Below are 24724 nucleotides of genomic sequence, written 5' to 3' on the forward strand. Positions count from 1 at the left end.
ACTAGGCCGCCGGGCAGGTCGCGCCCTTGGCGGGCAGCTTGCCCTCCACCAGGTACGCGTCCACCAGCCCCTGCACGCACTTGCTGCCCGACAGGTACGCCCCGTGCCCCTCGCCCTCGTACGTCACCAGCCGCGCGGTCCTGAGCTGGGCCGTCAGCCGCGGCGCCCACTGGTACGGCGTGGCGGGGTCGCCCTTGCCGCCCACGACCAGGATCGGCGCCGACCCGGTGGCGTTGACGTGCCGCGCCTCGTTGCTGCCCTTGGCCGGCCACACCCGGCACAGGCCGCCCGAGCCCTCGCTGCCGAACAGCGGCGAGATCCGCAGCGCCGCCGCCTCGGTGCGCCGCAGCTCGGCCTCGCTGGGCCGTTCGGCGGTGTCCACGCAGGTGATGGCCGGGAAGCTGGTCATCTGCGTGGAGTAGGTGCCGTCCTCCGAACGTCCGGTGTAGGAGTCGGCCAGGTACATCAGCGCCTCGCCGTGGCCCTTCAGCGCCTCGCCGAGCGCCTTCTCCAGGAACGGCCAGGTCAGCTCGGAGTACAGGGCGGCGGCCACGCCGGTGGAGGCCAGGCCCTGGGTGAGCTGGCGGCCGTCCACCTTCAGCGGCTTGGTGGTGAGCTGGTTCATCAGGTTCTCGACGTTGGCGTTCGCGGCGGTCACGTCCTTGCCGACCTCGCAGCCGCCCTTGACGCAGCTGCGCAGGAAGCTCTCGTACGCCTGCTGGAAGCCGCGGGTCTGGGTCAGCGTGCGCTGCTCGAAGGTGACCGTCGGGTCGAGCGGCGCGTCGAGCAGCATCCGGCCCACGTTCTTGGGGAACTGGGTGGCGTAGACGGCGCCGAGCTGGGTGCCGTACGACATGCCGACGTAGTTGAGCTTGGGGTCGCCGACGGCGGCGCGGATGCGGTCCATGTCACGGGCGGCGTTGACGGTGCCGACGTAGGGGAGGACCTTGCCGGAGTGCTGCTGGCAGAGCTGGGCGAACTCCTTGTTGGCGTCCAGGCTCTCCTGGTGGGTCTGCGCGTTGACCGGCAGCGTGTCCAGGGAGACGAACCGGTCCATCTGCGCGCTGTCGCCGCAGCGCACGCCCGCGCTGCGCTCGACGCCGCGCGGGTCGAAGCTGACCAGGTCGTAGTGGGCGCGCAGGGTGGTGAGCACCTTGGCGGCCTGGTCGAGGGTGTCCACGCCGGAGGCGCCCGGCCCGCCGAAGTTGAACACCATCGAGCCGAGCCGCTTCTTCGGATCGGTGGCCGACAGCTTGATGAGCGCCAGCTCCAGCTTGTCGCCGTCGGGGCGGGAGTAGTCGAGGGGCACCGCCAGCTTCCCGCAGCGCACCGAGGCGTCCTGCTGTGCCGGTGGCTCGCCGTCCGGGCGCTTGATGTCGGTGCACGGCCCCCACGCGATCTTGTCGGTGTCGGCGGCGGGCCCGTCGGTGGCGGGCTCTGCGGGTGCACTCGCGCAGCCCGCGGCCGTTACGAGCAGGGCGGCGGCTAGGACGCGTCGCATACGAACATTCCCCTTCGTGTCTTCGGGGGAAGCAGTGCCCACGATACGGGACCTCGCGTCGAACCTGGGTGAGGCGGCACGTACCCCTCCTGGACGTGCCGCCTCATCCGTCGGACGGAGCGCAGGCCCGGACATGACGGCGCTCCCGCGAGAGACAGTTCGCGGGAGCGCGCCTTCCGGATGACTCAGACGCCCATCGACTGGGTGTCGTTGCTCTCCGCACCGCCGGCCTCGGTGACGCCGTTCTTCAGGTGGTAGCGGGCGATGGCCTCGCGCAGCACCTCGCCGTCGAGCTCGCCCCGCTTGACCAGCCGGGTGAGCACGGCCAGCGTGATCGAGGCGGCGTCCACGTGGAAGTGGCGACGCAGCGCCGAGCGGGTGTCGGACAGGCCGAACCCGTCGGTGCCCAGCGAGGACCAGTCACCCGGCACCCACTGCGCGATCTGGTCCTGGACCGCCTTCATGTAGTCGCTGACGCCCACGAACGGGCCGCTGGCCTGCGAGAGCGCCTGCGTCACGTACGGGACGCGCTGCTCGGCGTCGGGGTTGAGCAGGTTGTGCTCCTCGCACGCCAGCGCGTCGCGCCGCAGCTCCGACCACGACGTCGCCGACCACACGTCGGCGGACACGCCCCACTCCTCGGCCAGCAGGCGCTGGGCCTCCATGGCCCACGGACCCGCCACGCCCGAGGCCAGGATGTTGGCCTTCGGCCCCTGCGTCTGCGGGCCCTCGGCGAACTTGTACAGGCCCTTGAGCAGGCCCTCGACGTCGAGGTCGGCCGGCTGCGCGGGCTGCAGGTAGGGCTCGTTGTAGACGGTCAGGTAGTAGAAGACGTCCTCGGGCTGCTCGCCGTACATGCGGCGCAGGCCGTCCTTGACGATGTGGGCGACCTCGAAGGCCCAGGACGGGTCGTAGGAGACCGCGGCCGGGTTCGTCGAGGCGATGAGCGGCGTGTGGCCGTCTTCGTGCTGCAGGCCCTCGCCGTTGAGCGTGGTGCGGCCGGCGGTGGCGCCGAGCAGGAAGCCGCGGCCCATCTGGTCGCCCATCTGCCACATCTGGTCGCCGGTGCGCTGCCACCCGAACATCGAGTAGAAGATGTAGACCGGGATCATGTGCTCGCCGTGCGTGGCGTAGGAGGTGCCGGCCGCGATGGTCGAGGCCATCGAGCCCGACTCGCTGATGCCCTCGTGCAGGATCTGCCCCTGCACGGCCTCCTTGTACGACAGCAGCAGCTCCCTGTCGACCGCCTCGTACGTCTGCCCGTGGGGCGAGTAGATCTTGGCCGTCGGGAACATGGCGTCGAGACCGAACGTGCGGGCCTCGTCGGGGATGATCGGCACGAACCGGTGGCCGATCTCCTTGTCGCGCATGAGGTCCTTCAGCAGGCGCACGAACGCCATGGTGGTGGCGACCTGCTGCTTGCCCGAGCCCTTGCGGAACTGGCTGTAGACGTCGTCGCCGGGCAGCTTGACCGGCTTGGCGCGCATGACCCGCTTGGGCAGCACACCGCCGAGCGCCGCGCGGCGCTCCTTCATGTACTGGATCTCGGGGTCGTTCTCGCCCGGGTGGAAGTACGGGGGCAGCTCGCCCTCCAGGGCCGAGTCCGGGATCGGCAGGTAGAGCCGGTCGCGGAACTCCTTCAGCTCGGCCTTGGTGAGCTTCTTCATCTGGTGGGTGGCGTTGCGCGCCTCGAAGTCCTTGCCCAGCGTCCAGCCCTTGATGGTCTGGGCGAGGATCACCGTCGGCTGGCCGACGTGCTCACGGGCCGCCTTGAAGGCCGCGTAGACCTTGCGGTAGTCGTGGCCGCCGCGCGACAGCTTGCGGATGTCGTCGTCGGACAGGTGCTCGACCATCTTGCGCAGGCGCGGGTCGCCGCCGAAGAAGTGGTCGCGGATGTAGCCGCCGGTCTCGACCGAGTAGGTCTGGAACTGGCCGTCGGGCGTGGTGTTCATCTGGTTGACCAGCACGCCGTCGACGTCGGCCGCGAGCAGCGGGTCCCAGTCGCGGCCCCACACGACCTTGATCACGTTCCAGCCGGCGCCGCGGAAGTACGACTCCAGCTCCTGGATGATCTTGCCGTTGCCGCGTACCGGGCCGTCGAGCCGCTGCAGGTTGCAGTTGATGACGAACGTGAGGTTGTCCAGCTCCTCGCGGGCGGCCAGGCCGATCGCGCCGAGCGACTCGGGCTCGTCCATCTCGCCGTCGCCGAGGAAGGCCCACACGTGGCTGCGCGAGGTGTCCTTGAGCTCGCGGTTGAGCAGGTAGCGGTTGAACCGCGCCTGGTAGATCGCGCCGATCGGGCCGAGGCCCATGGAGACCGTCGGGAACTCCCAGAAGTCGGGCATGAGCCGCGGGTGCGGGTAGGAGGGCAGGCCGCGGAAGCCGTGCGACAGCTCCTGCCGGAACGCGTCGAGCTGGGCCTCGTTGAGGCGGCCCTCCAGGAAGGCGCGGGCGTAGATGCCCGGCGCGGCGTGGCCCTGGAAGAACACCTGGTCGCCCGACTCGCCGTGGTCCTTGCCACGGAAGAAGTGGTTGAAGCCCACCTCGTAGAGCGAGGCCGCCGAGGCGTAGGTGGCGATGTGGCCGCCCACGTTCGTACGGGCGTTGGCCCGCGACACCATGACCGCGGCGTTCCACCGGATGTAGGCGCGGATGCGCCGCTCGACGTGCTCGTCGCCCGGGAACCAGGGCTCGCGCTCCGGCGGGATCGTGTTGATGTAGTCGGTGCTGCGCAGGCCCGGCACGCCGACCTGGTGCTCGCGGGCCCGTTCCAGCATGCGGAGCATGAGGTAGCGGGCTCTGGTGCGGCCTTCGGTCTTGACGACATTGTCGAGGGACTCGAGCCACTCGTTGGTCTCACTGGGGTCGACATCAGGCAGCTGGCTGGGTAGGCCGTCGCTGATGATCGAGAATCGCTGGCGTCCGGAAGCCACTGGGTCTCGCCTTCCGAGAATGACTGAAGTCTGGTCTGGGTCGCCTTCCATCCTGGTCGCTAGTCGTAGAAAACGCATCTCTACTGACGGGTAACCAGAGCGTCCCTGCTGGCAGGGCCATGTTGGTGGCCTAGACCACCGATGGTAGGACGAATCGCCACCAAAGGTTACATCGGTGGAGCAATTTAACAAGACTAGAAAACGGACGAAATTTCCCCCCAATCCTAGGGGGCTGGCCCGGTGGGTCGGCCTCCGCCCTCAACCCTCCCCCGAACCGGGCGGTCCTCACCCGGAGGGGGCGGCCGCGCCGCGCCGCGCGAGTCTAGCCACCGTCTTCGTGGCGGGGGCGGGCGGGGCGGCGTCCGCCGGGAGGGCCGAGGCGCACACCTCTTCTCCTTGCTTCTGTACGCGCTTCGGGCCCGCCTCTCGGAGCCCCTCTCGGAGCCATCGCCGTCGCGGCGGACGGCGGTCTCGGGCGGGCCGCGGGGCGTGCGGCCTTGTCTCGGGTGTATCCCGTTGGAGAACGCGGAGGATGGCCTCCTGGGAACTCAGGGCGCGTCAGGCCGTCGCGAAGCCGGGCTCTGCATCCTGTCGGACCGCCCGAAGTCGGGCTCTGCATCCTGTCGGGCCGTCGCGAAGTCGGGCCCGCATCCTGACGGCTCGCCTGAAGCTGTGTGGCCGGGTCCCTGGATGCCTCTCTCCTTGTCTCTCTTGTCGAGCCGACCCTCTGTCGCGCATCCCGCCGCTGCCTCCGCGCGGGTGCACAAACGGCCCTCGGCCGGGCCGCTGCCGAAATGAGGCCATATCGGAACCATCAGGCGACAGAGCCGGACGCGACCCTGCCGTTCTGGCCTTGACCAGCCGTAACGCCGTGGTGGTCAGGTGATCCGACGACCACGGCCCGGCCGTGGCGGCCGAAACGCCGCGCCCGTGCCGCGTAACGTTGCGGTCATCATTTTCGGCCCCTATGAAGACCGGGCAAAAAATCGCCGTCTCCGGCATCCGCTCTTTTCTCGGGCCGTTCGTCGTACCAATGTGGAAGGTATGAATGCGACGGCAGGAGACCGGCTCCTGATGCACGGCAACACCGTCGGCGAAAGGGAGCGAAGCGGCGTCATCACCGAGGTCCACGGCACGGACGGCGAGCCTCCGTACATGGTGCGGTTCGACGACGGCCACACCGGGCTGGTCTTTCCCGGCCCTGATGCGGTCGTTGTGCCTCAGTAGGATTTCCCTGTGAGATCAGAAATCATCTCCGTGGCCACGGGTTCACGCGAGACCGTGCACGACATCACCGCTGAATGCGCTGAATTCGTGCGCGCGCAGGGAGAAGACGGCCTGTTGCACGTTTTCGTGCCGCACGCGACCGCGGGCGTGGCGCTGCTGGAGCTCGGCTCCGGCAGCGACGACGACCTGCTCGCCGCGCTGCGTGACCTGCTCCCGGCCGACGACCGCTGGCGTCATGCCCACGGTTCGCGCGGTCATGGCAGGTCACACGTCATGCCCGCGCTGATCCCGCCGTACGCCACGATCCCCGTGCTGGGCGGGAGAATGGCGTTGGGCACATGGCAGTCCGTCGCGCTGGTCGACCTCAATGTCGACAACACGCAACGCCAGGTTCGCCTGTCGTTTTTGTCAGATTGATTCTGGCCGACTACGGCCGTACCCGTGGCGACCGTTGACGACTGAGGGTCACAGCGTGTGGACTGTGCCGAAGCGATAAACCGCATAGAGCGGGGCCACTCAAGCAGGAGGGATAAACGTGAGCGCGACCGCGGGTCAGGCGCAGGGCGAGCGCGGCCTGGCCGAACGACTCGGCCTCAAGCCGGGTCAGGTGGTGCAGGAGATCGGTTGGGACGAGGACGTCGACGACGAGCTTCGCGACTCCATCGAGGACCTGACCGGCAACGAGCTGCTGGACGAGGAGAGTGACGACGTCGTCGACGTGGTGCTGCTGTGGTGGCGCGACGGCGACGGGGACCTCTTCGACGCCCTCAGCGACGCCATGCGAGCACTCGCCGAAGCCGGCCAGATCTGGCTGCTGACTCCCAAGGCCGGGCGCGATGGCCACGTGGAGCCGAGCGACATCGGGGAGGATGCCGCTACCGCGGGTCTCTCGCAGACCAGCAGCATCTCAGCCGCACCCGACTGGTCCGGGACCAGGCTCGTCGCCCCGAAGGGCCGACGTTAGGAAACTCCGAGGCCGGCCGATACGGCAGGATGGTGGGCTGTGAACGCACATCCTGCCGAGGTCGGCGCACTGGCTCCGGATTTCGAGCTGCAGGACCAGCACGGCGCCCCGGTGAGACTGTCCATGTTCCGGGGCGAGAAGGTCGTGCTGGTCTTCTATCCGCTTGCCTTCAGCGGGATCTGTGAGGGCGAGCTCACCGCGCTGCGCGACCAGCCTCTCGACGCGCGGGTGCTCGCCGTGTCGGTCGACTCCGTGTTCGCCTTGCGTGCCTGGTCCGATCGGGAAGGTTACGGATTCGCCCTACTCTCCGATTTCTGGCCACATGGACAGGTCGCCCAGGCGTACGGTGTGTTCGATGAGGCGAAGGGGCTCGCACGTCGGGGGACCTTCGTCATCGACGGCGAGGGCGTGATCCGGTGGTCGGTGATCAGTCCGATCTCCTCGGCACGTGACGTCGCCGACTACGTCAAGGCACTCGCCGACATTTCCTGACTTCGGAGGGAACGATGCCCTGCTACCGATGCGGGGCCCGGCAGACCGACCCGGTCCGTGGCGCCAGCCCGTGGCAGCGCGGGGTGCGCAACGAGTCCCAGGTGCTGATCTGCCCGGACTGTCAACGGCTGCACGACCTCGATCTCGACTCCTGCGCCACCTGCGGGTCCACCGCGCTCATCTGCCGGCTGGGGGAGATCGAGTGCCGCGGTTGCGGCGCCGTCCGGCAGGCCCGGGCGCCGAAGGGGTTCGAGGAGCAGGGGGCGTACGTGGGGTCGGGGGCTCCGCCCGGGCTGTCGGCGGAGGTCGAGGCGGCGCTCAACCGGGTGCTGGGCAGGGCCTGACCGCCTGGGTGATCTTGAGTTCGAGGCCCAGGCGTCGTGTGGTTGATCGCCAGTTCAGGGCCCTGGTGTCGCCGGCCTGGATCGCGGCGCGGCGCCCTCCTTCCAGCTGAGAGATTCTCAAGCGCCTTTTCAGACATTTGCTGACCTGCGCTATCGTCTCCTTTCGTGTCCGCTATGAGTTCGTTCGTCGTCGCGCTCGACGTCGGTGGCACGTCCATGAAGGGCGGCCTGGTCAGCGAGTCCGGTGAGGTGCTGCTGAGCGAGCGGCGCCACACTCCTCGCGAGGAGGGCCCTGAGGCGGTCGTGTCCGCCATTTCAGACTTCATCGGCCACCTGGCCTCCTCCGGCGACGGCGAACCGGCAGGCGTCGGCCTGGCCGTCCCGGGGCTGGTGTCCGAGAGCGCGGCCCTCTATGCGGCGAACCTGGGCTGGCGTGACGTCCCCGCCTCGAACTTCACCACCCTGGACATCCCCGTCATGCTGGGCCACGACGTCCGCACGGGCGGCCTGGCCGAGAGCATCCTCGGCGCAGGAAGAGGCGTCTCCGACTTCCTCTTCCTCCCCATCGGCACCGGAATCGCCGGAGCCTCGATCATCAACGGCGACCCGTACGGCGGCTCCTCCGGCTGGGCCGGCGAGATCGGCCACACCCCCGTCTTCCCCGACGGCGAACAGTGCGCGTGCGGCCAGTTCGGCTGCCTGGAGACGTACGCCTCGGCGGCCTCGGTCGGCCGCCGCTACAGCCAGCGCGCGGGCGTGGAGGGCGTACGCGCCGAGCAGGTGGTCGCCTCCGACGACCCCATCGCCATCGAGGTGTGGGACGAGGCCGTGGAGGCCCTGTCGCTCGCCCTGGCGACGTACACGCTGCTGCTGGACCCCTCGGTGATCGTCCTCGGCGGCGGTCTGGCCGAGGCCGGTCCCGCCCTCTTCGATCCCGTACGCACCCGCCTGGTCAAGCGCCTGGCCTTCCGCGACGCGCCCCCGCTCGTCCCGGCCGCGCTGGGCGTCGACGCCGGCATGCTGGGCGCCGCCCTGCTGGGCTGGCGAGCCGCCGGCCGCCCCGAACTGGGCCCCGGCTGGACGGTGAATGTGCGATCGGCCCCTCTGGTGTCGTAAGGTTAGTGCCGATCAGGGGGCGGTTAGCTCAGCGGTAGAGCACTCGCCTTACAAGCGAGGGGTCACTGGTTCGAACCCAGTACCGCCCACCTCGTAGAACAGCCCCGTTTCCCATCGCGGAAACGGGGCTTCGTGCCATTAGCGTGCGATCGGCCGGTGCGTGGACTCTTTGCGATCTTCGCGTGCCCTGGCTGTGGGCTGGCCCTCTCCGAGACGGTCGACCCGAAAAGCGGGGGCAGGTATGAGGCTTCCACCCCCGAGGCGGTGCCACGCCTGCACAGCGAGCTCTACGGGGCTGCTGTTCCGCGTCTACCTGGAGGTCCCGTCGGTGCTTAGAAAGAGTGCCAGACGGACTGGACGGCGATGGACAGCTCCAACGCCGTCCAGCTGAGGATCATCGCGACGATCGACAAGGTTCGATTGGTGGCTGTCCCGGCGCGAGCGTGGGACATGCCCAACCCCGACATGAAGATGGCGACTAACGACACCCAGATCCCGACGCGGGCCAACACCATGGTCACGTCGAGCAGGAGGGCGAGGATGCCGAGGCAAAGGCCGACGACGCCTATCCAGTTGTGCGTTGCCGGTGCTGGCATAGGCGGCTGCTGAGGGTACTGCCCGTACGGCTGTGACGGCTGGTGGAGATACGGCTGGCCGTCCTGGTCCTGCGGGCCGGGATACGCCATGCGGGGCTCCTGAGGGAGTAGGGGTGCGTGCGTAAGACGCGTCGACAGCGTGTGCGGTTTGCACCGTTACACGACAGGACCGTTCAAGTCCTGCAATCGCGTAATTTCAGGCTCCAGGGCGGAGGCGACTCCGACATGACACCGCACCGCGCATCCTGTCGGTTTATGTCAGGCGTGGCCCGGGTCGACCGTATCGACCCGTAGAGATTGAAACCCCGAGCCGGCCCGACTGTGTGCAGATTCGAGATCGCACGCTGGGGGTCTCGAACTCGGGGTCCGGGCCGCGATTCTCGCGGCTGTTTCCGAAGTCGTATCGCTTGTAGAACTCCACGATGTACGACTGGTAGGTTCGGCGGATTTCTGTGATCCCGACCGCTCGCGGCCGCCTTCGGGACGGGTTCCGCCCGGGCCAACATGGGCGCCCGTTGGTCAGCCGGCAATTCAGCGCGTCTGCGACGGTGTGGTTGGTTGTGTGATCGCAAGGCCGTCCTCGTGATCGCGTAGAACATCCGTGGCATCTGCGCACACTGGAAGGTGCCCTTCTGGCGGTTGGCCACTCTATCCGCGTGAAAGGGATACGCGTCGCCGTGAAAGGAAGGCGGCGAACAACGTGGCCCCACCCGCAGCGATCAGTACGGTCGCGGGAATCCTGACGAGGCTCCGCAGGTCTGTGCAGTTGTCCAAATGGTGCAGCCTGTCGGCCAAGGCGGAGGACGGATCGAGTTGCGCCCAGGTGACTCCGACAAATGCCGAGCCGCAGGATTCACCGCCTGACGTGACGGACATCAGGCCGGTGAGAATGCCCGAGCCGATTAACAGGAAGGCGACAAACGCCATCGCTCTGGGAGACATGCCAGTCCTTACGTGGATCCAACCGCAGTGGATCATTTCATGGCGAGGCTTGAGCCGGGAAGACGTCTGGCTCAGCCAGCGGGACGACAAACGTCAGGGGGCAGCCCCGTTTCCATTTGCGGCAACGGAGCTTCGTGCCGTCAACGGGGCATCAGCCGGTGCGGGAGCTCTTCCCGATCTCTGCGTCAACGGCGGCGGCGTGGTGCTCGACGGGGCTCAGGTGCCTGGCATGCTCTGTGGCGTGACAATTCGTACTGCGACGCGCCGGGATCTGTCCGCGATCATCGCGCTCCTGGCTGATGAGGACACCGTGGTCGATCCCCGGACCGTTGAGGTCGACGAGGCGTACGAGCGAGCCTTCAAGGCCGTCGACACCGACGAGCGCAACGAGATGATCGTCATGGACGGGGCAGACGGTACGGTCGTCGGCTGCCTCCAGCTGACGTACATCCCTGGCCTGGGACGACACGGGCAGGAGCGGGCGCTGATCGAGGCGGTCCGGGTGCGTGCCGATCGACGTGGGGCGGGGCTCGGGCGCGAACTGCTCACCTGGGCGATCGAGCGGGCACGCGCCCGCGGCTGCACCCTGGTCCAGCTCACCAGCAACAAGCGACGCACCGACGCCCATCGTTTCTACGACTCTCTCGGCTTCGTCCGCAGTCACGACGGGTTCAAGCTGTCGTTCTGAGGCGGGGCGCCGAGCGGGGTGGTCATGGCCCTCTGCGAGATGAGCCAACGATTTTGATCGTGCGTACTCCGGGTTTTCCGATCAGCTCGGCGAGTGCCGGTTTCGAGTGTCCGTAGACGACCAATCCATAGATCCTGCCTTCATGTGCCGCCTGACGTAAACGGCGGAGATCGAGCCCGAATGACTTCAGGTTCAGTGCGTCGGTCCACTGCAACTTGGCCGCCCAACGTCTGTACAGCTCGATCGGTGAAGTGTTCTCGCATTCGGTTTCATAGACCGCGCACGACCGCCAGTAGACCGGTTTGTCGGCGTCCCCGCGCGATCGGGAGAGGAACAGGAACACGGCGTCCGATCGGATTCCTCGCACGTCCAAGATGGTGGTCAGCTCGTTCTCGGTCATGGGGGCGGTCAGTTCCACGACGGCGGTGGAGAAGTCATTCCTGCCCAGGGCCGCAATCGCCTGGCGGGCCTTGCTTTTGGCCGGCTCGTCCACTCCCTCGCCGCCGTGGAACGAGCGCAGCAACGGGCTCATCATCGCCTCCGGCATGGCCGGAGCGGAGGTCGTGCCCAGCACGTCGGTCACTATCTCTTCGTGTGCTGGACGACCTCGCAGACTCGGATGCATCTCGAAAGTGCTGACCGTCACGCCCATCAACAGAGGGCCCACACCCACCTCGTGGCCTACGATGACGTCGTACTCCGGATGCGCCACCTGAAAGGCGCCGCCATAGACCTCGCGCATGCGTTCAGCGCGCCCGCCGAACAGGTGCACGACTTCGGCCAGACAGGCGAGCAGAACGAGTATGACGACGATGACGTACCCGGTTCTGCGTGAATTCCTGGTGCGGCTGTCTGCGGTCAAGGCGGTCTCCCGTGCGTGCCGATGCCGGTCGAACAGTGATGATCAAATCAGATCGCCGGTGAATAGGGGCGCCTGGCCGACACCGGTACGGCATCGTTTGTTCCGCCGTGCCGGCCGGTGTAGCAGTGCCGTACCAAGATCGCACTAAGATCGCGTCCCGTGTCTTCGGAACATTTATGGCGGTTTATCAGGATCGGATTAGTAAGTCTGATTCTTCTGGCGGCGGTCGCGGGGCTGGTGCTCGGCGACGCCTGGCTCTGGGTGGCCGCCGAGTGGTCGCCGCCGACGTTCGACGAGTTCTCCACGGGCGACGGGTCCGACGGCTCGGCCGGTCTGGCGCTGTTCGGGGCCGCCCTGGTGAAGGCGGCGCTCCTGTGGCTGATTCTGCGCACCCCGGAACGGGGGCCGCTGGACCGCGGGGAGAGGGCGCTGCGCCGGCTGTTGTACCTGGCGGTGGCCCACGCGCTCGTGCTGTGGTACCCGGTGGCGCTGCTCCCGGACGCGGTCGACGCGGCGTTCACGCTCGTTCTGTGGGCCGCGATCGACGTCCTCTACCTGCTCGTCATCCGGTGGCGGTCCCGCCTGTTGCGCGGGGCGGCCGGAGTGCTGTTCGCGGTCGAGCTGGCCGGGGCGGCCGACGACCTGCTCGACGACCTCGACCTCCCGGAGCTCGGACCGGGCGGCGTCATCCAGGCGGTCCTGATCGGGGGCGGAGTGCTGGCGACCCTCGTCACCGTCCTCGGGCAGTGGCGCGACGGCCGCTGGAGCCGCGGCACGCTGATCGCCGGGGTGGCGTCGGTGGGCGGTTACGCGCTGGCGATCCCGTTCAATCTCCTCGTCGGAGGACCCTTCGGTGGCGGTCTGGCGATGGTGATCGCGATGGACGCGACAGGGCTCGTCACCACCGTGTGGATCGCGGCCACCGCTCGTGAGCTGCCCGCCGAGGGCCGCCCGGCGGGGCTTCCGTCCGTCCGGCGGCGCGGGTTCCGCGTCGCGGTGGCGGCCGTGGCCGTGCTGTCGCCCGTCGTACTGATCAATCCGGAGCAGGACGCGCGCCTGACCTACACCGCCGGGTCGGCGGAATGCTACGACCGGCCCAGCTTCGGTGACGTGAAGCCCGCGGAACGTGACGCCGTGTTCCTGTGCCGGGCGCGGAGCACAGACGGCGCAACTCCGCCCATGTTCCCCGACACCACGTCGGACCAGGCGGTCCTCGCGTACCGGAGCTGGCCACGGCCCGGTCCTACGAAGACGGCGCCCTCGTCGGGGTGGCCGGCGGCACGGCGCTCATCGGGCACGTCGAGGACGTCGTCGATCTGTGCCTCACGGTGAAGGCCCTCCGCGCCGCGCCGCCACTGCGCACGGCCGGGTGGGACCAGGTCCACGAGGTGCCGGTCGTCAGCCGCGGCGGCCGGCTCGCGGTGCCCGAGATGGGCGACGGCGGTGACGTGGGCGCGGGCGCCCCGATGCCGAACCTGGCGATCGCCGGGAAGGGCCGCTACCGGCTCCGTGTCCACGTGCGGATCGGTGAGGCGGGGGAGGAGCACCTGGTCGTCGTGTTCCCGGGCGCGTCGAGGAAGAGGCTGAAGCTGAAGTCCTGATCCGAGGCCGGGCGAGCCGGGGCTGGTCAGCGGCAAGGAGCGGATGCGGCACGGGCCGGGCGGGAACGCTCTCCGATCGGCACGTCGATGTGCACTGACTGCGACTTCTCCGTAGCGGCGGCGAAGTATTGTGGTGGAGGTCCCCGGGGTAAGGGCTCTTAAGCCGAAGGGGCTGCGCAGTCCGTGAACGGAGAGCCACCTGCCATGCGAAATCGCACGTTGCGGATCCCCGCCACCGCGGCCGCCGTCCAGGAAGCCATTGACCAGGCGGCGGCGGGAGAGGTCGTCCTGCTGGAGCAGGACGGTCGCCTCGTGGCCGCGGTGGTGCCCTACGAGGTGGCCGCCGCCGGCGTCGACCTGCTCAACGAGGCCCAGGACGCCGCTGACCGGCTGTCGGGGCTCAGGCTGATCGCGGAGCTCGAAGCCGGCATGGAGACGATGCGGCTCAGCGACCTGCGCCGTGAGCTTGCCTCATGAAGGGCTACTACGAGATCCAGCTCTCGTCATCGGCGGTGCGGCAGATCCGTGCCGTGCACGCCGCGGAGCCGATGGCCGCCACGTTCGTCCTCGACGGCCTGGAGTATCTCTCCACCGACCTCGACTCGGGTCTGCTGCGCACGATCGACAAGGAAGCGGGGCTGCTCAAGGCGGAGATAGGCGACTTCGAGGCCCTGTGCTGGGTGCGGCACGAGGAGATGAGCCTGGTGATCCTGACCGTCTCACGGAGTCGTCACCCAGCGTGACGCCGCGCCCTCGTTCGCCCGGACGGCGAAGTCGCGGACGTCCCGCATCCGCCGCGTGCTGACCGGCTCGGCGTAGATGTAGGGGCACATGTCCGACCGCGTCATCTTCGATCGCTGGTAGAGCGAGAAGTCACACCAGGCGTAGTCGTGCCGGGTGAGCTGCTCGATCACCTCCTCCCTGATGTGTGCGCCGTACATGGAGTCGTGCATCTCGATCAGCAGCGCCGGCTGGTGGTGGGCGATCGTCTCCGCCGCGCCCGCCAGCGCCCTCCCCTCATGACCCTCGATGTCCATCTTGACCAGCCGGATCCTCTCCCGGGACCGGGAGGCCATGACGTCGATCGGCAGGCCGTCGGCCTCACCGAGGAACGCGCCGTACCCCTCCTCGCCGTGGTGGAGGGTGGAAGTGACGCAGTCGGCGGGGATGGTCGCCGGCTCGCCGGCGGCGAGCGTACGGGTGCAGGGGCCGGCGGTGACGTCGTAGGGGTCCCAGAGTCGCAGTCGTGCTCCGGAGTCGTGCGCGGCCACCGGGTGGACGTCGACATTGCCGATCTCGTTGAGCTGCAGATTGTGGTGCAGCGCGCGCAGTGCGACCGGGTTCGGCTCGACGGCGATGACCTTCGTGAAGGCCCTGGCCATCCGTAAGGCGTAGTGGCCGACGTGGGCGCCGACGTCGAGGAAGGCCGAGCCCGGCTCGGCGAAGGACTGCAGGAGGCGCCAGATGTCCTGCTCGTGCGGTCCCGGACCGACGCGGTCACCGCTGGCGGGCCGGAGGGCCCAGGTCAGTCCGTCGCGCTGCGAGAGGGAAGGCGTCGTCGACATCAGGACTCCCGGGGAGGTGTTCCGCGCTCACCCACGTGTGATCGTTCTCGCGTCGGAGGAGATCCAGCTTCGGTGCGGGTAGTAGCTCCTGAGTTCCCGCATGCGCGAGGAGTCCGTGAAGAAGACGAACTCCAGGTTGGCCCGCCGCAGCATGCTGTGTTTCGCCTCCTCGCCCAGCAGGCCCCCGACCAGCGGGACCGCGTTGACCGCCACTTCGGTGAGCGTCGACAGGCCGGTCATCGCGAACCGTTCGGCGACCTTCGCCAGTCCGGGCATCTTCCTGCGCAGGAAGATGCCGAGCTTCGTGGGTTTGACCGCCAGATGAGGACGCGTCGCCCGGATGTGGTCGCAGATGCGCTGCCAGTAGTCGGCGGCGCAGTCGGCCAGGGCCGCGGCCAGCACGTCGTCCGCGTCATGGGCGTTCGAGACTTCGAGGTAGGACTGGATCTCGAACAGCTCCCTGGCCTGTTGGCGCAGTTCGACGATCTCCTCGAAACGCAGCATGGCCAGCAGGTCGGGCGGCGGACCTTCGACCATCCGATAGGCCGTCTCGACGAGCTCCCGCACGTCGAACTGAGGATCCGGCCGGCTGGGCGCACGCTGCGCACCGGTGAGGACGGCCTCGGCGAGGCCGGTGGCGTCCCCGGAGTTCCAGTCCGAGCCCATGATCCTCGCGTTGAACGCGCGGGCGTGCGCGGTCTCGTCGAAGAGGCCGTGGATCTGGATCAGCTCGCTGCTCACCGGCAGTCCGGAGTCGTGGAGCAGCGCGAAGATGGGAGTGTGGGAGAACCGCGGCCTCGACAGGATGTCGTCGTACCGTCTTCTCAGTTCGATCGGCTGCGCCGACAGCAGGCCGGTCAGGACGGAGTCAGGCGAGTTGGCGGCCTCGCGGACCTGCCGCATGAAGTCGTCCTTGGCGGTGACATAGTCGTAGCGGACGACGACGGAACCGTCTCCGGCGAGAACGCCGTCGAGTTCCCTGATCATGCGGTCGCGGGCGGCCGAGACCGGCGAGACGACCCATCCCTTCCCGTCGGGGCTGTTCCGCTTCCAGCTGTCCAGGACGTCCGCCAGAGAGTCGCAGGGGTCGAGCCGGTCCTCCTGGTAGAGGTAGTTGTGGGCGCGGAGCCCGACCGCGACGACGCCTCCCGCGACGAGATCTCTGAGCAGGCGGTAGAAGTTGTTCTCCCGCAGGTCCGACCTGCTGAAGTCGCCCACGACCCGGGGGTTGTCCACGAGCTGCGTGTCATGCACGTAGACCCGCTCGTTGAAGAGCGCCCCGAACACCAGCAGGGCCCGGAGCTGCATGGTGGAGCTGATGCCGGCCCAGATCGGTTCCAAGGCGGCGAATTGGGACGTGGCGCGCAAGGCGTTGATGGAGCGGGAGTCATCGCGCTTCATCTCTTCGAGATACCACCCTTCGGTCGCCACCCCTAAGGGAAGCACAGCCGGGTACCGCAGGGAAGGTCATCATGGATAGTGGCTCGGCCGGGGGTTCCGCGTCGTACGATCCGCTTGGGTCGCTCGTGGTGTCTCCTCGGGGAAGGGGCCGGTTGTGTCGTCGCTCGAAGAGGCCGTGGAGTCCAGGGATCATCTCGTCGCCGTCTGGAGCGAGCTGGTACGGGACAGAGGCGGCCGGATCGGTACGGACGACGGCGTCGTGCACATGTGGGCCGACAGCCCCTTCGGCTTCTGGAACACCGTGACCCTGGCCGGTACGGGCATCCCCGCGGACGCGCTCGGCGAGCGGCTCGCGCGGGCGGCGTCCTTCATGAGGGGCAGGTCCGAAAGCGGATATCTGTGGGTCTTCGAGGATCTGCTGAGCCCCCAGGCGCGCCAGAGCCTGTTCCGGCGCGCGGCCGAGGCCGGGCTGGAGCCGGCGTTCTCGGGCCGGGGCATGGCGGGCGACCTGGCCGTGCCCGAGCCGGATCATCCGGACCTGGAGTTCCGGCGGGTGGAGAACGAGGAGCACCTCGCCGCGTACGGCGACATCAACGCACGCGCCTACGGCATGCCGCCCGAGGCGGGCAGGCTCGCCCTGGCCGGCTCGCAACTGTGGCGCGGCGACGTGCACGCCTACCTCGGATACCGCGACGGACGGCCGGTGACCTGCGCCGCCACCGTCGCCGGGCCGCATTCCATCTTCCTGGCGCTGGTCGCCACCCTGCCGGAGGAGATGCGCAAGGGGTACGGCGAGGCCGTCACCCGCAAGGCGATCCACGAAGGCGGCAGGCGGAGCGGGCACCGGCGGCTGGTGCTGCACGCCACGCCGGCCGGGCAGCCGGTCTACGAACGCATCGGCTGCCGTGCCAACACCGCGATCCACTTCCTCCGACTCGCCGGTCATGCCTACATCGGATGATCACGGGTAGCGCTGTGCGACCACCCCGGCTACAGAAGTGGAACACGGCATGATCACTCTCATTCTGCTCATCCTCGCCCTGGCCTGCTTCGTCCTGTCCGCCTTCAACATCGGCGGCGCGCGCGTCAACCTGCTCGCACTCGGTCTGGCGCTCTGGGTGCTCAGCGAGATCATCCCCAAGCTCGGCCAGCTCTGACCCCCGGCGCCTGAGACCACCCCCTACGGGCAGGAACACGCACATGGACGCCCTCACCATCGTCGCTCTGCTGGCACTCCTCGCCGGAATCCTGGTCGCCCTCACCCAGAGGGTGTGGCCCGTCGCGCTGTTGTGCGGGGGACTGTTCATGTCCGTGCTGGCGGACGCCGGTCTCATCGTCACGTAGGCGAAGGAGACCGGCCGCCCGGCCCGTGCGGGTTCAGCAGTAGGTGATGCCCGTGACGGTGAACGGGATGTTGTGGTACGGCGTGTACTCCGACCGCTGGCCGGGGGAGACGCAGGGGCCGACCTCCGGCCACGAGCCCACCGTGGGATCCGGATGGGTGACGCGGATGACTACGGCGTAGTTGCCGGAACCGCCGCCGCAGTACGCCCAGGCGGTCTTGCCGTCCCGGCCGGTGGTGCAGCCGGTGGGGGAGGCGTGCGCGGGGGAGGCGGCGCCGAAGAGGGCGACGCTGGTGAGGACGGTCGCGAGGGGGAGGGTCAAGTGCTTTCTCGCGCGCATGTGCTGACCTCCAGTGGGTCGTCAGGCAGTGCACTCTTAGGAAAGCTTCTTAAGAGAAAGTAGCCGCACCGTCGCCGCCGTCAAGCCCCTGTCCGGTCGCCGGGACGCCGCCGTCAGCGGGGACGCGGGCCCTTCTTCTTGCGGCTCGTCGGCGCGGCGCGGCGACCGGCGCGGTTCTGGGCGGCGGGCTTGGGAGGCTGGCGTCGTGCCTGCTTCTCCTGAGGGGCGGCGGGAGCGCGGCCGCGGGAGCTGTTGACCGTGCGGCCGCGCACGATGCCGATGAAGTCCTCCACCAGGTCGGTGGTCGCGTCGGTGGGCCAGGCCAGGGCGACCTGGGACTGGGGCGCGTCCGTGACCGGGCGGTAGGTGAGGTCTTTGCGGTGGTGGAGGCGGGCCAGCGACTGGGGGACCAGGAGCAGGCCGGTGCCGGCGGCCACCATCTCGACCGCCTCGGCCGTGGTGGCGGGACGGGTGAAGGCCGGTTGCCCGGGCCGCGACGCCCACTCGATGGCGTCGTCGAGGGGATGGAAGATCTCCTCGTCGGCCAGGTCGGCGAGGGTCACCTCGTCGGCGGCGGCCACGGCGTGGTCCTTCGGCACCATGACCACCGTGGTCTCGACGTAGAGGGGGATCGCGCTCAGGCCCTCGCGGTCGATCGGGAGCCGGACGAACGCGGCGTCGGCCCCGCCGCCCCGCAGGAGGGCCAGCGCCTCGGGGGTGGGGGCCGTGACCAGCGTGAGCGGCACGTCGGGCAGCCTCTCGGCCCAGACGCCGGCCCACTTGGCGGGGGTCACGCCGGGCGCGTACGCCAGCCGGAAGTCTTCGCCGCTCTCGTCAGTCACGTCCTCAGGGTATCGATGTCGGGGACGCTGTCCCGACTGGCTAGGCTTGGGGGCATGACCTCGTCCAAACCGAAGAGCATCCAGACGATGAAGCCCGAGACGGCGGCCAAGAAGCTGGGTGTCCTCCTCTCGGCCACGCCCGCGGAGTTCCAGGCGGGCGTCGTCTCCAGGGACGAGCTGAACGAGCTGCAGGCCAAGCCGCCCGCGTGGCTCGCCGACCTGCGTCGTAACGGGCCGCACCCCAAGCAGGTCGTGGCCGCCAAGCTGGGCGTCTCCATCTCGGGGCTGCTGCGGGCCGGGATCACCGAGCCGCTCACGACCGCCGAGATCGACGCGCTGAAGGCGGAGAACCCCGACTGGCTGGAGCGCGAGCGCACCGTCCAGGCGGAGGCCCGCAAGGAAGCCCTCCGGCTCAAGCAGCGCTAGTCGCCGCGTTCCGGACATGACGGCGCGGCCCGCCGGTGGGCAGGCCGCGCGTCACCGCCCGGTCAGGCGCGTGCCAGGTCGGGGATGCTGGACAGGCCGTGGGCGAGGTCGTCGTCCGTCGGCTCGTCGTCGGGCAGCAGCCCGGCCTGGAACATCTCGTACGCGGCCAGGTCGAAGTGGCCGTGCCCGGACAGCGCGATGAGGATCGCCTTCGACTGGCCCTGCTCACGGCAGCGCAGCGCCTCGTCGATGGCGGCCCGCACCGCGTGCGCCGACTCGGGGGCGGGCACGATGCCCTCCTCGCGGGCGAACAGCACGCCGGCCTCGAAGCAGGCGGTCTGCCGTACCGCGACGGCCTCCATCAGCCCGTTCTCGACGGCCCGGCTGATCAGCGGCGAGATGTCGTGGGCGCGCAGCCCGCCGGCGTGCACGGGCGGCGGCACGAACTTGTGGCCCAGCGTGTGCATCCGCGACAGCGGGGTGAGCCGGGCCGCGTCGGAGTGGTCGTAGGCGATGCGGCCACGGGTCAGCGTGGGGCAGGCGACCGGTTCGGCGGCGACGAGCCGGATCTCGCGCCCGCGGCGCAGCTTGTCGCGCAGGAACGGGAAGCACATCCCGGCCAGGGTGCTGCCGCCGCCGCAGGGGCCGACCACGATGTCCGGGTAGTCCTCGGCGAGCTCCATCTGGAGCATCGCCTCCTGGCCGATGACGGTCTGGTGGGCGCAGACGTGGTTGAGCGAGCTGCCGCGGGTGTAGCCCAGGTCGGGGTTGGCGTAGGCGACCTCCAGGGCCTCGGACTTGGCGATGCCGAGGCTGCCGGGGTGGTCGGGGTCCTCGGCCAGCACGGCCCGTCCGGCCGCGGTCAGCGGGCTGGGGCTGGAGTTGCAGATCGCGCCGTACGCCTCCATGAGAGCCCGGCGGTACGGCTTCTGCCGGTAGCTGACGCCCACCATGAACACCTGCGCGCTCAGCCCGAACATGGCCGCGGCCGAGGCGATCGAGCTGCCCCACTGGCCCGCGCCGGTCTCGGTGACCAGGCCCGTCTTGCCGATCTGCTTGTTGTAGTACGCCTGCGGCACCGCCGAGTTGGGCTTGAGGCTGCCGACCGGCGAGACGCCCTCGTACTTGTAGTAGATGCGGGCGGGGGTGTCCAGGGCGCGTTCGAGGCGGCGCGCCCGGTAGAGCGGGGTGGGCCGCCACTGGCGGTAGATGTCGCGGACCGGGCCGGGGATCTCGAACTCCGGCTCGGTGCTGAGCTCCTGGTCCACCAGGGGCTCGGCGATCGTCCTGCACAGCTCGGCCCGGGTGATCGCCGCGCCGGTGGCCGGGTCGAGGATCGGGGCCGGCTCGCCGAAGTCCGCGGCGATGTTCAGCCACGTGTACGGGATGTCGTCCTCGTTCAGGGTGTATTTGACGCTGTCGTTCAACGGATACCTCTCATAAGGACTTCGTCGATGGATGTCAGACGCCCGCTTCCGCGGTCAGCGAGCCCTTCACGGTCTGGTCCCCGCCGCCCAGCAGCGCGGGGTGGGACGTCCTGAAGCCCTCCAGGACCAGCTCGTAGGGGAAGTCGTCGAACTCGCCGTGCCAGTGCAGGAACTCCATGTGCCGCCGGCCTGCCTCGTCGTGCGGGTGGTAGACGCTGTCGGCGGTGCCGTCGAACTCCAGGGGCTTCAGGCGGTACAGCCGGCACAACATCTTGTTGAACACGGGGGTGGCCTTCACCCAGCGGCCTTCGAGCTGGACGGAGACCAGGCCGTGGAAGCGGAACACGTCGCCGCCGACGAGCTCCTTGAGCCGTCCGGAGGCCAGGTGGTTGCGCACGTCGGCGAACACCAGCCGGGACGGGATGCCGAGCGCACGGGCGGCGGCGGCGTACACCACCGACTTGTGCAGGCAGAAGCCGCTGCCCCGGGCGATGATCGTGCTGGCCCGCAGGCCGTCGCGGGACATGTCGATGTCGTAGACGTCGTACAGGATGGTGTCGCGCACCTTGTAGTAGAGGCGTACGGCCTGCTCGGTGGGCGTGGTGGCGCCCTCGACGGCCCGTTCGGCGAACTCGCGCACCACGGGGTGGCCGGCGTCCAGGAACTTCGTGGCGGCCAGGTCAGCGCTCATGTGTGTGACTCCTTGAGGCCGAGCATCCGGGCGATGCGGATCCGTTGCATCTCCGAGGTGCCGGAGTAGATGGTGCCGCCGACCGCGTCCCGGAGCTCCTTCTCCAGCCCGGTCCCGGTCAGGTAGCCGCTGCCGCCGAAGATCTGGATCGCGGCCAGCGCCGACCTGACGTTCGCCTCGCTGGTGACCACCTTGGCGATCGCGATGTCGGTGGCGACGTCCCGGCCGGCGGCGAAGCCGCGCGCGGCGTCGTACAACCAGCGCCGGGCGGTCTCCACGCCGATCTTCATGTCCACGATCTGGCCGGCGACCATCTGGAACGAGCCGATCGGCCGGCCGAACTGGCGGCGCCGGGAGGCGTGCTCGACGCAGCGGTCCAGCCGGTGCCGCATCGCGCCGGCCTGGACGATGAAGGAGCACAGGATCTCCCACCGCATCACGTGCTCCAGCACGGTGAAGCCCATGCCGGGCCGGCCCACCACGTTGGCGGCCGGGACCCGGCAGTCGCGCAGCGTCAGCTCGCCGAGCGGGGACGTGCGCAACCCCATCTTGGGCACGTCCGGGCCGGTCAGCAGGCCCGGGGTGTCCCGTTCGACCAGGAAGGCGGTCAGGCCGAACGGGCCCAGGTCGCGGTCGGTCACCGCGTAGACCACGATCAGGTCGGCGACCGGGCCGTTGGTCACGAACACCTTGTCGCCGTCGAGGATCCAGTCGTCGCCGTCCGGTTTGGCGGTCATGCCCATGCCCAGCACGTCGGAGCCGCCCCCGGGGTCGGTGATCGCGTGCGCGGTGATCGTCGTGCCGTCGCAGATGCCCGGCAGGTGGCGGGCCTTCAGCTCGGGGCTGCCGAAGCGTTGCAGCGGGATCCCGGCGCTCACGATCTGCGTGCAGAGCGAGAAGCACAGCCCGCCGTCCCGGCAGCCCTCGCCGAGGCCCTCCAGGACGTACATGGTGCTGAGCAGGTCCAGGCCGCGGCCGCCCCATTCCGGCGAGAACGGCAGGCGCAGCAGCCCGGAGGCGCGCACCTGCTCCCACTTGTGCGCCGGCAGGCCGGCGGTCCGGTCGGCGTCGCGGTCGGCGTCCAGGTGGCCTTCGCCCAGCACCTCGTACCAGTCCGCGAACTCGGCCCTGAGCTCGCGGTGTGTGTCGCTCCACTCGTCCATGGGTGACCAGATCCGTCAGTAGTGGGAGAACTCAGCCTCAGCGAGCTGGTGGCGCTCGTCGCCCTGCAGCGCGGGGGAGAAGACGCAGATCAGCCGCAGGTCCTCGCCGGGGTCGGCGATCAGGTGGTGCGGGTCGTTCTGGTCGAGCGCGTACATGGTGCCCGGCTCCAGGACGTGCTGGCGGCCGTCGGCGTCGATCACGGCGCCCCGGCCGCTGATGCAGTAGCACGCCTCCAGGTGCTTGCGGTACTGGAGGGGGGAGCTGGTGCCGGCCCAGACGATCGTGTCGGTGAGGGAGTAGCCCATGCCGTCGCGCTCGACCAGGAAGCGGTGGCTCAGGCCGTTCCCCCACTCGACCGGCGTCACGTCAGAAATCTTGCGGATGATCATTGCAGTGTCCGTTCTGCTGGTGCTGATAATGCTTTTCCGACGAATTCGTCAATGGCGGCCACGGTCCGGAAGTTCTCCGGGGCGATGTCCAGCTCGTCGACCGGGACGTCGAACTCGTCCTTGATCCAGCCGATGAGCTTCAACAGGCCCAGACTGCTGATGACCCCGTTGCGGAAAAGGTCGTAGTCGGCCTCGAGTTCGTCGGGCGGAGTATCGGGGAGATACTCGGTCACCACGAATTCTTTAATCCGGTGTGCGATGTCCACGAAAGGCAGCATCACACGCGCGCGCACGCGGCCGCATCTCCGAGAATGCGCGTGCCCGCAATAGGCTTTTGCGTGTCAGCCGATGCGCTTTCGGTCCACCTTTCCGGTCGAGGTGCGCGGGAACGGCTGCTCGACCAGCCTGATGGCGGACGGGATCGCGGCCCGCGGCAGCCGCATCGCGCAGTGCGTCCGCAGGCGCAGCCCCGACAGCCGCCCCGGCCCCGTCCCGCGGACGAACGCGGTGAGCCGGGTCTCGGCGCCGTCCACGGCCGGGACGACGGCGGCCTCCAGGACGTCGTCGTGCTCCAGCAGCACCCGCTCGATCTGCTCCAGGTTCACCCGGATGCCGCGTACCTTGAGCTGGAAGTCGTCCCGGCCGACGAGGAACAGCCGGCCGGCGGCGTCCCGGCGGACCAGGTCGCCGGTGCGGAAGAAGCGGCGGCCGTCCGGCCCGGTCACGAACCTGCCGGTCGCCGCGGCCGGGTCCGGGGTCACGTACCCCTCGGTCTGGAAGGGCGTCCAGACCAGGAGCTCGGTGCCGCCGTCGTCCGGCGGGACGGGGGCCAGGTCGGGGCCGAAGGCCACGACGACGCCGGGCAGCGGGCGGCCGATCGGCAGGGGGGCGGGCCCGGCCGCCTCGGCGGCGTCGAACTCGTGCCAGAAGCTGTCGTTGGTCTCGGTGCAGCCGTAGACGTTGTGCAGCCGGGCGCGCGGGAACCGGCGCGGCAGGCCGGCGCGCAGCGGGACCGGCGCGTGGTCGCCGGTGACGATGACGTGCCGCACGCCGGGGAAGACGCCCTCCTCCAGCAGCTGGTACAGCATGGGCACGCCCTGGACGACGGTGACCCCGCAGGCGGCGAAGAAGTCGCAGACGTAGCGCGGGTTGGCGGCCAGCGCGGGGTCGACCAGGGCGACGCAGCCGCCGTGCCGCAGCGTGGCCCACACGTCCAGCAGGCACAGGTCGAAGTTGAGCGGCGCGTAGTTGAACACCACCTCGCCGGGGCCGAGGCCGAACGCGTCGCCGGCCCAGCCGGTGAACCGCGCCACCGCGCCCGCCGACAGCGGGACGATCTTCGGGGTGCCGGTCGAGCCGGACGTGGTCAGCATGAACGCGGTGTCCTGCTCGGTGACGGCCACGGGGTGGGGAACCGCGGGCCCGCCGCTGGGCTTGTTGTCGCGCCCGCCGATCACGGCGGTAACCACGTCGGGGTGTTCGGCGGCGTCCTCGGGGGTGGCGGCCAGCACCTCGACGCAGCCCGCCCGCGCGCACAGCTCGCCGAGCGCGACCGCGCCGAGGTCGATCGGCGGCAGCAGCAGCGGACGCCCGGCCGCCAGGCAGCCGAGCACCAGCGCGACCGCCTGCGGCGACTTACGGGCGAGCACCGCGACCGGGCCCGGCGCAAAAGCGTCGAGTTCTTTCTGGGCCCGTCCTGCCATGGCGGCCAGTTCGGCGTAGCTGACTTTTTCCGTCCTGGTTCGCAAGGCTGGTGCGGACGGTTCTCTCTCGGCGTGCGCGATGAAATCGCGGAGCAGTTCTGTGGTCATCGGAAGGTCACCCATCGATTTCTTGGTTGCCGGATACCAATGATTTTGTTCGATGTGCG

At 69.3% G+C, this 24724-nt stretch carries 29 protein-coding genes and 1 tRNA gene; 16 read left to right on the top strand and 14 right to left on the bottom strand.

The genetic code is table 11. The features are described 5' to 3' along the window. Nucleotide 1: 1 nt before the first annotated feature. Nucleotides 2-1501 carry an alpha/beta hydrolase gene (locus ACIBK9_RS36725; protein WP_397163298.1) on the bottom strand — a complete coding sequence of 500 codons (1500 nt, stop codon included), beginning with the start codon at nucleotides 1499-1501 and terminating at the stop codon, nucleotides 2-4. Between the two features lie 185 nt (nucleotides 1502-1686). Next, entirely contained in the window at nucleotides 1687-4434 is a 2748-nt protein-coding gene (gene aceE, locus ACIBK9_RS36730) for a pyruvate dehydrogenase (acetyl-transferring), homodimeric type (RefSeq protein WP_397163300.1), read from the bottom strand. A gap of 930 nt (nucleotides 4435-5364) precedes the next feature. On the opposite strand from aceE, the gene ACIBK9_RS36735 reads away from it, so the two are divergent. The 7 genes from ACIBK9_RS36735 to ACIBK9_RS36765 all read left to right on the top strand — a co-directional run bounded on the left by ACIBK9_RS36735 (nucleotide 5365) and on the right by ACIBK9_RS36765 (nucleotide 8666). Next, a complete protein-coding gene (locus tag ACIBK9_RS36735; RefSeq protein WP_397163302.1) occupies nucleotides 5365-5661 on the top strand; it encodes a DUF1918 domain-containing protein in 297 nt (98 codons plus the stop codon). A 9-nt stretch (nucleotides 5662-5670) separates the two neighbouring features. Further along, nucleotides 5671-6078 carry a secondary thiamine-phosphate synthase enzyme YjbQ gene (locus ACIBK9_RS36740; RefSeq protein WP_352321050.1) on the top strand — a complete coding sequence of 136 codons (408 nt, stop codon included), beginning with the start codon at nucleotides 5671-5673 and terminating at the stop codon, nucleotides 6076-6078. A 118-nt stretch (nucleotides 6079-6196) separates the two neighbouring features. Continuing rightward, nucleotides 6197-6625, top strand: coding sequence for a DUF3052 domain-containing protein (locus ACIBK9_RS36745; protein ID WP_352321051.1), 429 nt, complete (start codon nucleotides 6197-6199; stop codon nucleotides 6623-6625). Between the two features lie 39 nt (nucleotides 6626-6664). Continuing rightward, on the top strand, nucleotides 6665-7117 hold the full coding sequence (locus ACIBK9_RS36750) for a peroxiredoxin (RefSeq protein WP_358284319.1): 453 nt from the start codon (nucleotides 6665-6667) through the stop codon (nucleotides 7115-7117). Nucleotides 7118-7131: 14 nt separating this feature from the next. After that, a complete protein-coding gene (locus ACIBK9_RS36755; RefSeq protein ID WP_352321053.1) occupies nucleotides 7132-7461 on the top strand; it encodes a hypothetical protein in 330 nt (109 codons plus the stop codon). 174 nt (nucleotides 7462-7635) lie between these two features. After that, a complete protein-coding gene (locus ACIBK9_RS36760; RefSeq protein ID WP_358284323.1) occupies nucleotides 7636-8577 on the top strand; it encodes an ROK family protein in 942 nt (313 codons plus the stop codon). Between the two features lie 17 nt (nucleotides 8578-8594). Continuing rightward, a tRNA-Val gene (locus ACIBK9_RS36765) sits at nucleotides 8595-8666 on the top strand. Between the two features lie 243 nt (nucleotides 8667-8909). On the opposite strand, the gene ACIBK9_RS36770 is transcribed toward ACIBK9_RS36765, so the two are convergent. Beyond that, nucleotides 8910-9263, bottom strand: a complete 354-nt coding sequence (locus ACIBK9_RS36770) for a hypothetical protein (RefSeq protein ID WP_397163305.1) — start codon at nucleotides 9261-9263, stop codon at nucleotides 8910-8912. A 901-nt stretch (nucleotides 9264-10164) separates the two neighbouring features. Here ACIBK9_RS36770 and ACIBK9_RS36775 point away from each other — a divergent pair. Further along, complete coding sequence (locus ACIBK9_RS36775) at nucleotides 10165-10803, top strand: GNAT family N-acetyltransferase (RefSeq protein ID WP_397163307.1); 639 nt, start codon at nucleotides 10165-10167, stop codon at nucleotides 10801-10803. A gap of 22 nt (nucleotides 10804-10825) precedes the next feature. On the opposite strand, the gene ACIBK9_RS36780 is transcribed toward ACIBK9_RS36775, so the two are convergent. Next, complete coding sequence (locus ACIBK9_RS36780) at nucleotides 10826-11665, bottom strand: hypothetical protein (protein WP_397163309.1); 840 nt, start codon at nucleotides 11663-11665, stop codon at nucleotides 10826-10828. Nucleotides 11666-11824: 159 nt separating this feature from the next. On the opposite strand from ACIBK9_RS36780, the gene ACIBK9_RS36785 reads away from it, so the two are divergent. The 4 genes from ACIBK9_RS36785 to ACIBK9_RS36800 all read left to right on the top strand — a co-directional run bounded on the left by ACIBK9_RS36785 (nucleotide 11825) and on the right by ACIBK9_RS36800 (nucleotide 14009). Further along, entirely contained in the window at nucleotides 11825-12997 is a 1173-nt protein-coding gene (locus tag ACIBK9_RS36785) for a hypothetical protein (protein WP_397163310.1), read from the top strand. Beyond that, entirely contained in the window at nucleotides 12934-13266 is a 333-nt protein-coding gene (locus ACIBK9_RS36790) for a hypothetical protein (protein ID WP_397163312.1), read from the top strand. The genes ACIBK9_RS36785 and ACIBK9_RS36790 overlap by 64 nt, the downstream gene beginning before the upstream one ends. A gap of 204 nt (nucleotides 13267-13470) precedes the next feature. Continuing rightward, a complete protein-coding gene (locus ACIBK9_RS36795) occupies nucleotides 13471-13743 on the top strand; it encodes a hypothetical protein (RefSeq protein WP_397163314.1) in 273 nt (90 codons plus the stop codon). Continuing rightward, nucleotides 13740-14009, top strand: coding sequence for a hypothetical protein (locus tag ACIBK9_RS36800; RefSeq protein WP_397163315.1), 270 nt, complete (start codon nucleotides 13740-13742; stop codon nucleotides 14007-14009). The genes ACIBK9_RS36795 and ACIBK9_RS36800 overlap by 4 nt, the downstream gene beginning before the upstream one ends. On the opposite strand, the gene ACIBK9_RS36805 is transcribed toward ACIBK9_RS36800, so the two are convergent. Together ACIBK9_RS36805 and ACIBK9_RS36810 are read right to left on the bottom strand one after the other, a co-directional pair. Further along, a complete protein-coding gene (locus ACIBK9_RS36805; protein ID WP_397163317.1) occupies nucleotides 13986-14831 on the bottom strand; it encodes an FkbM family methyltransferase in 846 nt (281 codons plus the stop codon). The two genes, ACIBK9_RS36800 and ACIBK9_RS36805, sit on opposite strands and share 24 nt — an antisense overlap. A 27-nt stretch (nucleotides 14832-14858) precedes the next feature. Next, on the bottom strand, nucleotides 14859-16232 hold the full coding sequence (locus tag ACIBK9_RS36810) for a hypothetical protein (RefSeq protein ID WP_397163319.1): 1374 nt from the start codon (nucleotides 16230-16232) through the stop codon (nucleotides 14859-14861). A 154-nt stretch (nucleotides 16233-16386) separates the two neighbouring features. Between ACIBK9_RS36810 and ACIBK9_RS36815 the strand changes: the two genes are divergently transcribed. From ACIBK9_RS36815 to ACIBK9_RS36825, 3 genes are read left to right on the top strand one after another with little or no spacing between them, the layout of a single operon-like run. After that, nucleotides 16387-17193: a GNAT family N-acetyltransferase gene (locus ACIBK9_RS36815; RefSeq protein ID WP_397163321.1), complete on the top strand. Its 807-nt coding sequence runs from the start codon at nucleotides 16387-16389 to the stop codon at nucleotides 17191-17193. A gap of 49 nt (nucleotides 17194-17242) precedes the next feature. Then, a complete protein-coding gene (locus ACIBK9_RS36820; protein ID WP_352323191.1) occupies nucleotides 17243-17389 on the top strand; it encodes a hypothetical protein in 147 nt (48 codons plus the stop codon). A gap of 43 nt (nucleotides 17390-17432) precedes the next feature. Continuing rightward, nucleotides 17433-17576, top strand: coding sequence for a hypothetical protein (locus ACIBK9_RS36825; RefSeq protein WP_397163323.1), 144 nt, complete (start codon nucleotides 17433-17435; stop codon nucleotides 17574-17576). Nucleotides 17577-17609: 33 nt separating this feature from the next. Here the strand turns inward: ACIBK9_RS36825 and ACIBK9_RS36830 are convergent, their stop codons facing one another. Continuing rightward, nucleotides 17610-17897, bottom strand: coding sequence for a hypothetical protein (locus ACIBK9_RS36830; RefSeq protein ID WP_397163325.1), 288 nt, complete (start codon nucleotides 17895-17897; stop codon nucleotides 17610-17612). A gap of 131 nt (nucleotides 17898-18028) precedes the next feature. Beyond that, entirely contained in the window at nucleotides 18029-18757 is a 729-nt protein-coding gene (locus tag ACIBK9_RS36835) for a LysR family substrate-binding domain-containing protein (RefSeq protein ID WP_397163327.1), read from the bottom strand. A gap of 54 nt (nucleotides 18758-18811) precedes the next feature. On the opposite strand from ACIBK9_RS36835, the gene ACIBK9_RS36840 reads away from it, so the two are divergent. Beyond that, a complete protein-coding gene (locus ACIBK9_RS36840) occupies nucleotides 18812-19183 on the top strand; it encodes a DUF5997 family protein (RefSeq protein ID WP_352323187.1) in 372 nt (123 codons plus the stop codon). 62 nt (nucleotides 19184-19245) lie between these two features. Here the strand turns inward: ACIBK9_RS36840 and ACIBK9_RS36845 are convergent, their stop codons facing one another. The 6 genes from ACIBK9_RS36845 to ACIBK9_RS36870 form a co-directional block, all read right to left on the bottom strand. Further along, nucleotides 19246-20610 carry a TrpB-like pyridoxal phosphate-dependent enzyme gene (locus tag ACIBK9_RS36845; protein WP_397163329.1) on the bottom strand — a complete coding sequence of 455 codons (1365 nt, stop codon included), beginning with the start codon at nucleotides 20608-20610 and terminating at the stop codon, nucleotides 19246-19248. Between the two features lie 34 nt (nucleotides 20611-20644). Next, nucleotides 20645-21301, bottom strand: coding sequence for a transglutaminase family protein (locus ACIBK9_RS36850; RefSeq protein WP_397163331.1), 657 nt, complete (start codon nucleotides 21299-21301; stop codon nucleotides 20645-20647). Next, nucleotides 21298-22464, bottom strand: a complete 1167-nt coding sequence (locus tag ACIBK9_RS36855) for an acyl-CoA dehydrogenase family protein (RefSeq protein WP_358284364.1) — start codon at nucleotides 22462-22464, stop codon at nucleotides 21298-21300. The genes ACIBK9_RS36850 and ACIBK9_RS36855 overlap by 4 nt, the downstream gene beginning before the upstream one ends. A gap of 15 nt (nucleotides 22465-22479) precedes the next feature. Next, entirely contained in the window at nucleotides 22480-22854 is a 375-nt protein-coding gene (locus ACIBK9_RS36860; RefSeq protein ID WP_352323183.1) for an ectoine synthase, read from the bottom strand. Further along, nucleotides 22851-23120: an acyl carrier protein gene (locus ACIBK9_RS36865; protein WP_364329040.1), complete on the bottom strand. Its 270-nt coding sequence runs from the start codon at nucleotides 23118-23120 to the stop codon at nucleotides 22851-22853. Before ACIBK9_RS36865 ends, ACIBK9_RS36860 begins: the two co-directional genes overlap by 4 nt. A 75-nt stretch (nucleotides 23121-23195) precedes the next feature. Beyond that, complete coding sequence (locus ACIBK9_RS36870) at nucleotides 23196-24665, bottom strand: AMP-binding protein (protein WP_397163334.1); 1470 nt, start codon at nucleotides 24663-24665, stop codon at nucleotides 23196-23198. Nucleotides 24666-24724: the final 59 nt, after the last annotated feature.

Origin of the sequence: Nonomuraea sp. NPDC050227 (assembly GCF_044459705.1) — a bacterium.
Lineage (GTDB): Bacteria > Actinomycetota > Actinomycetes > Streptosporangiales > Streptosporangiaceae > Nonomuraea.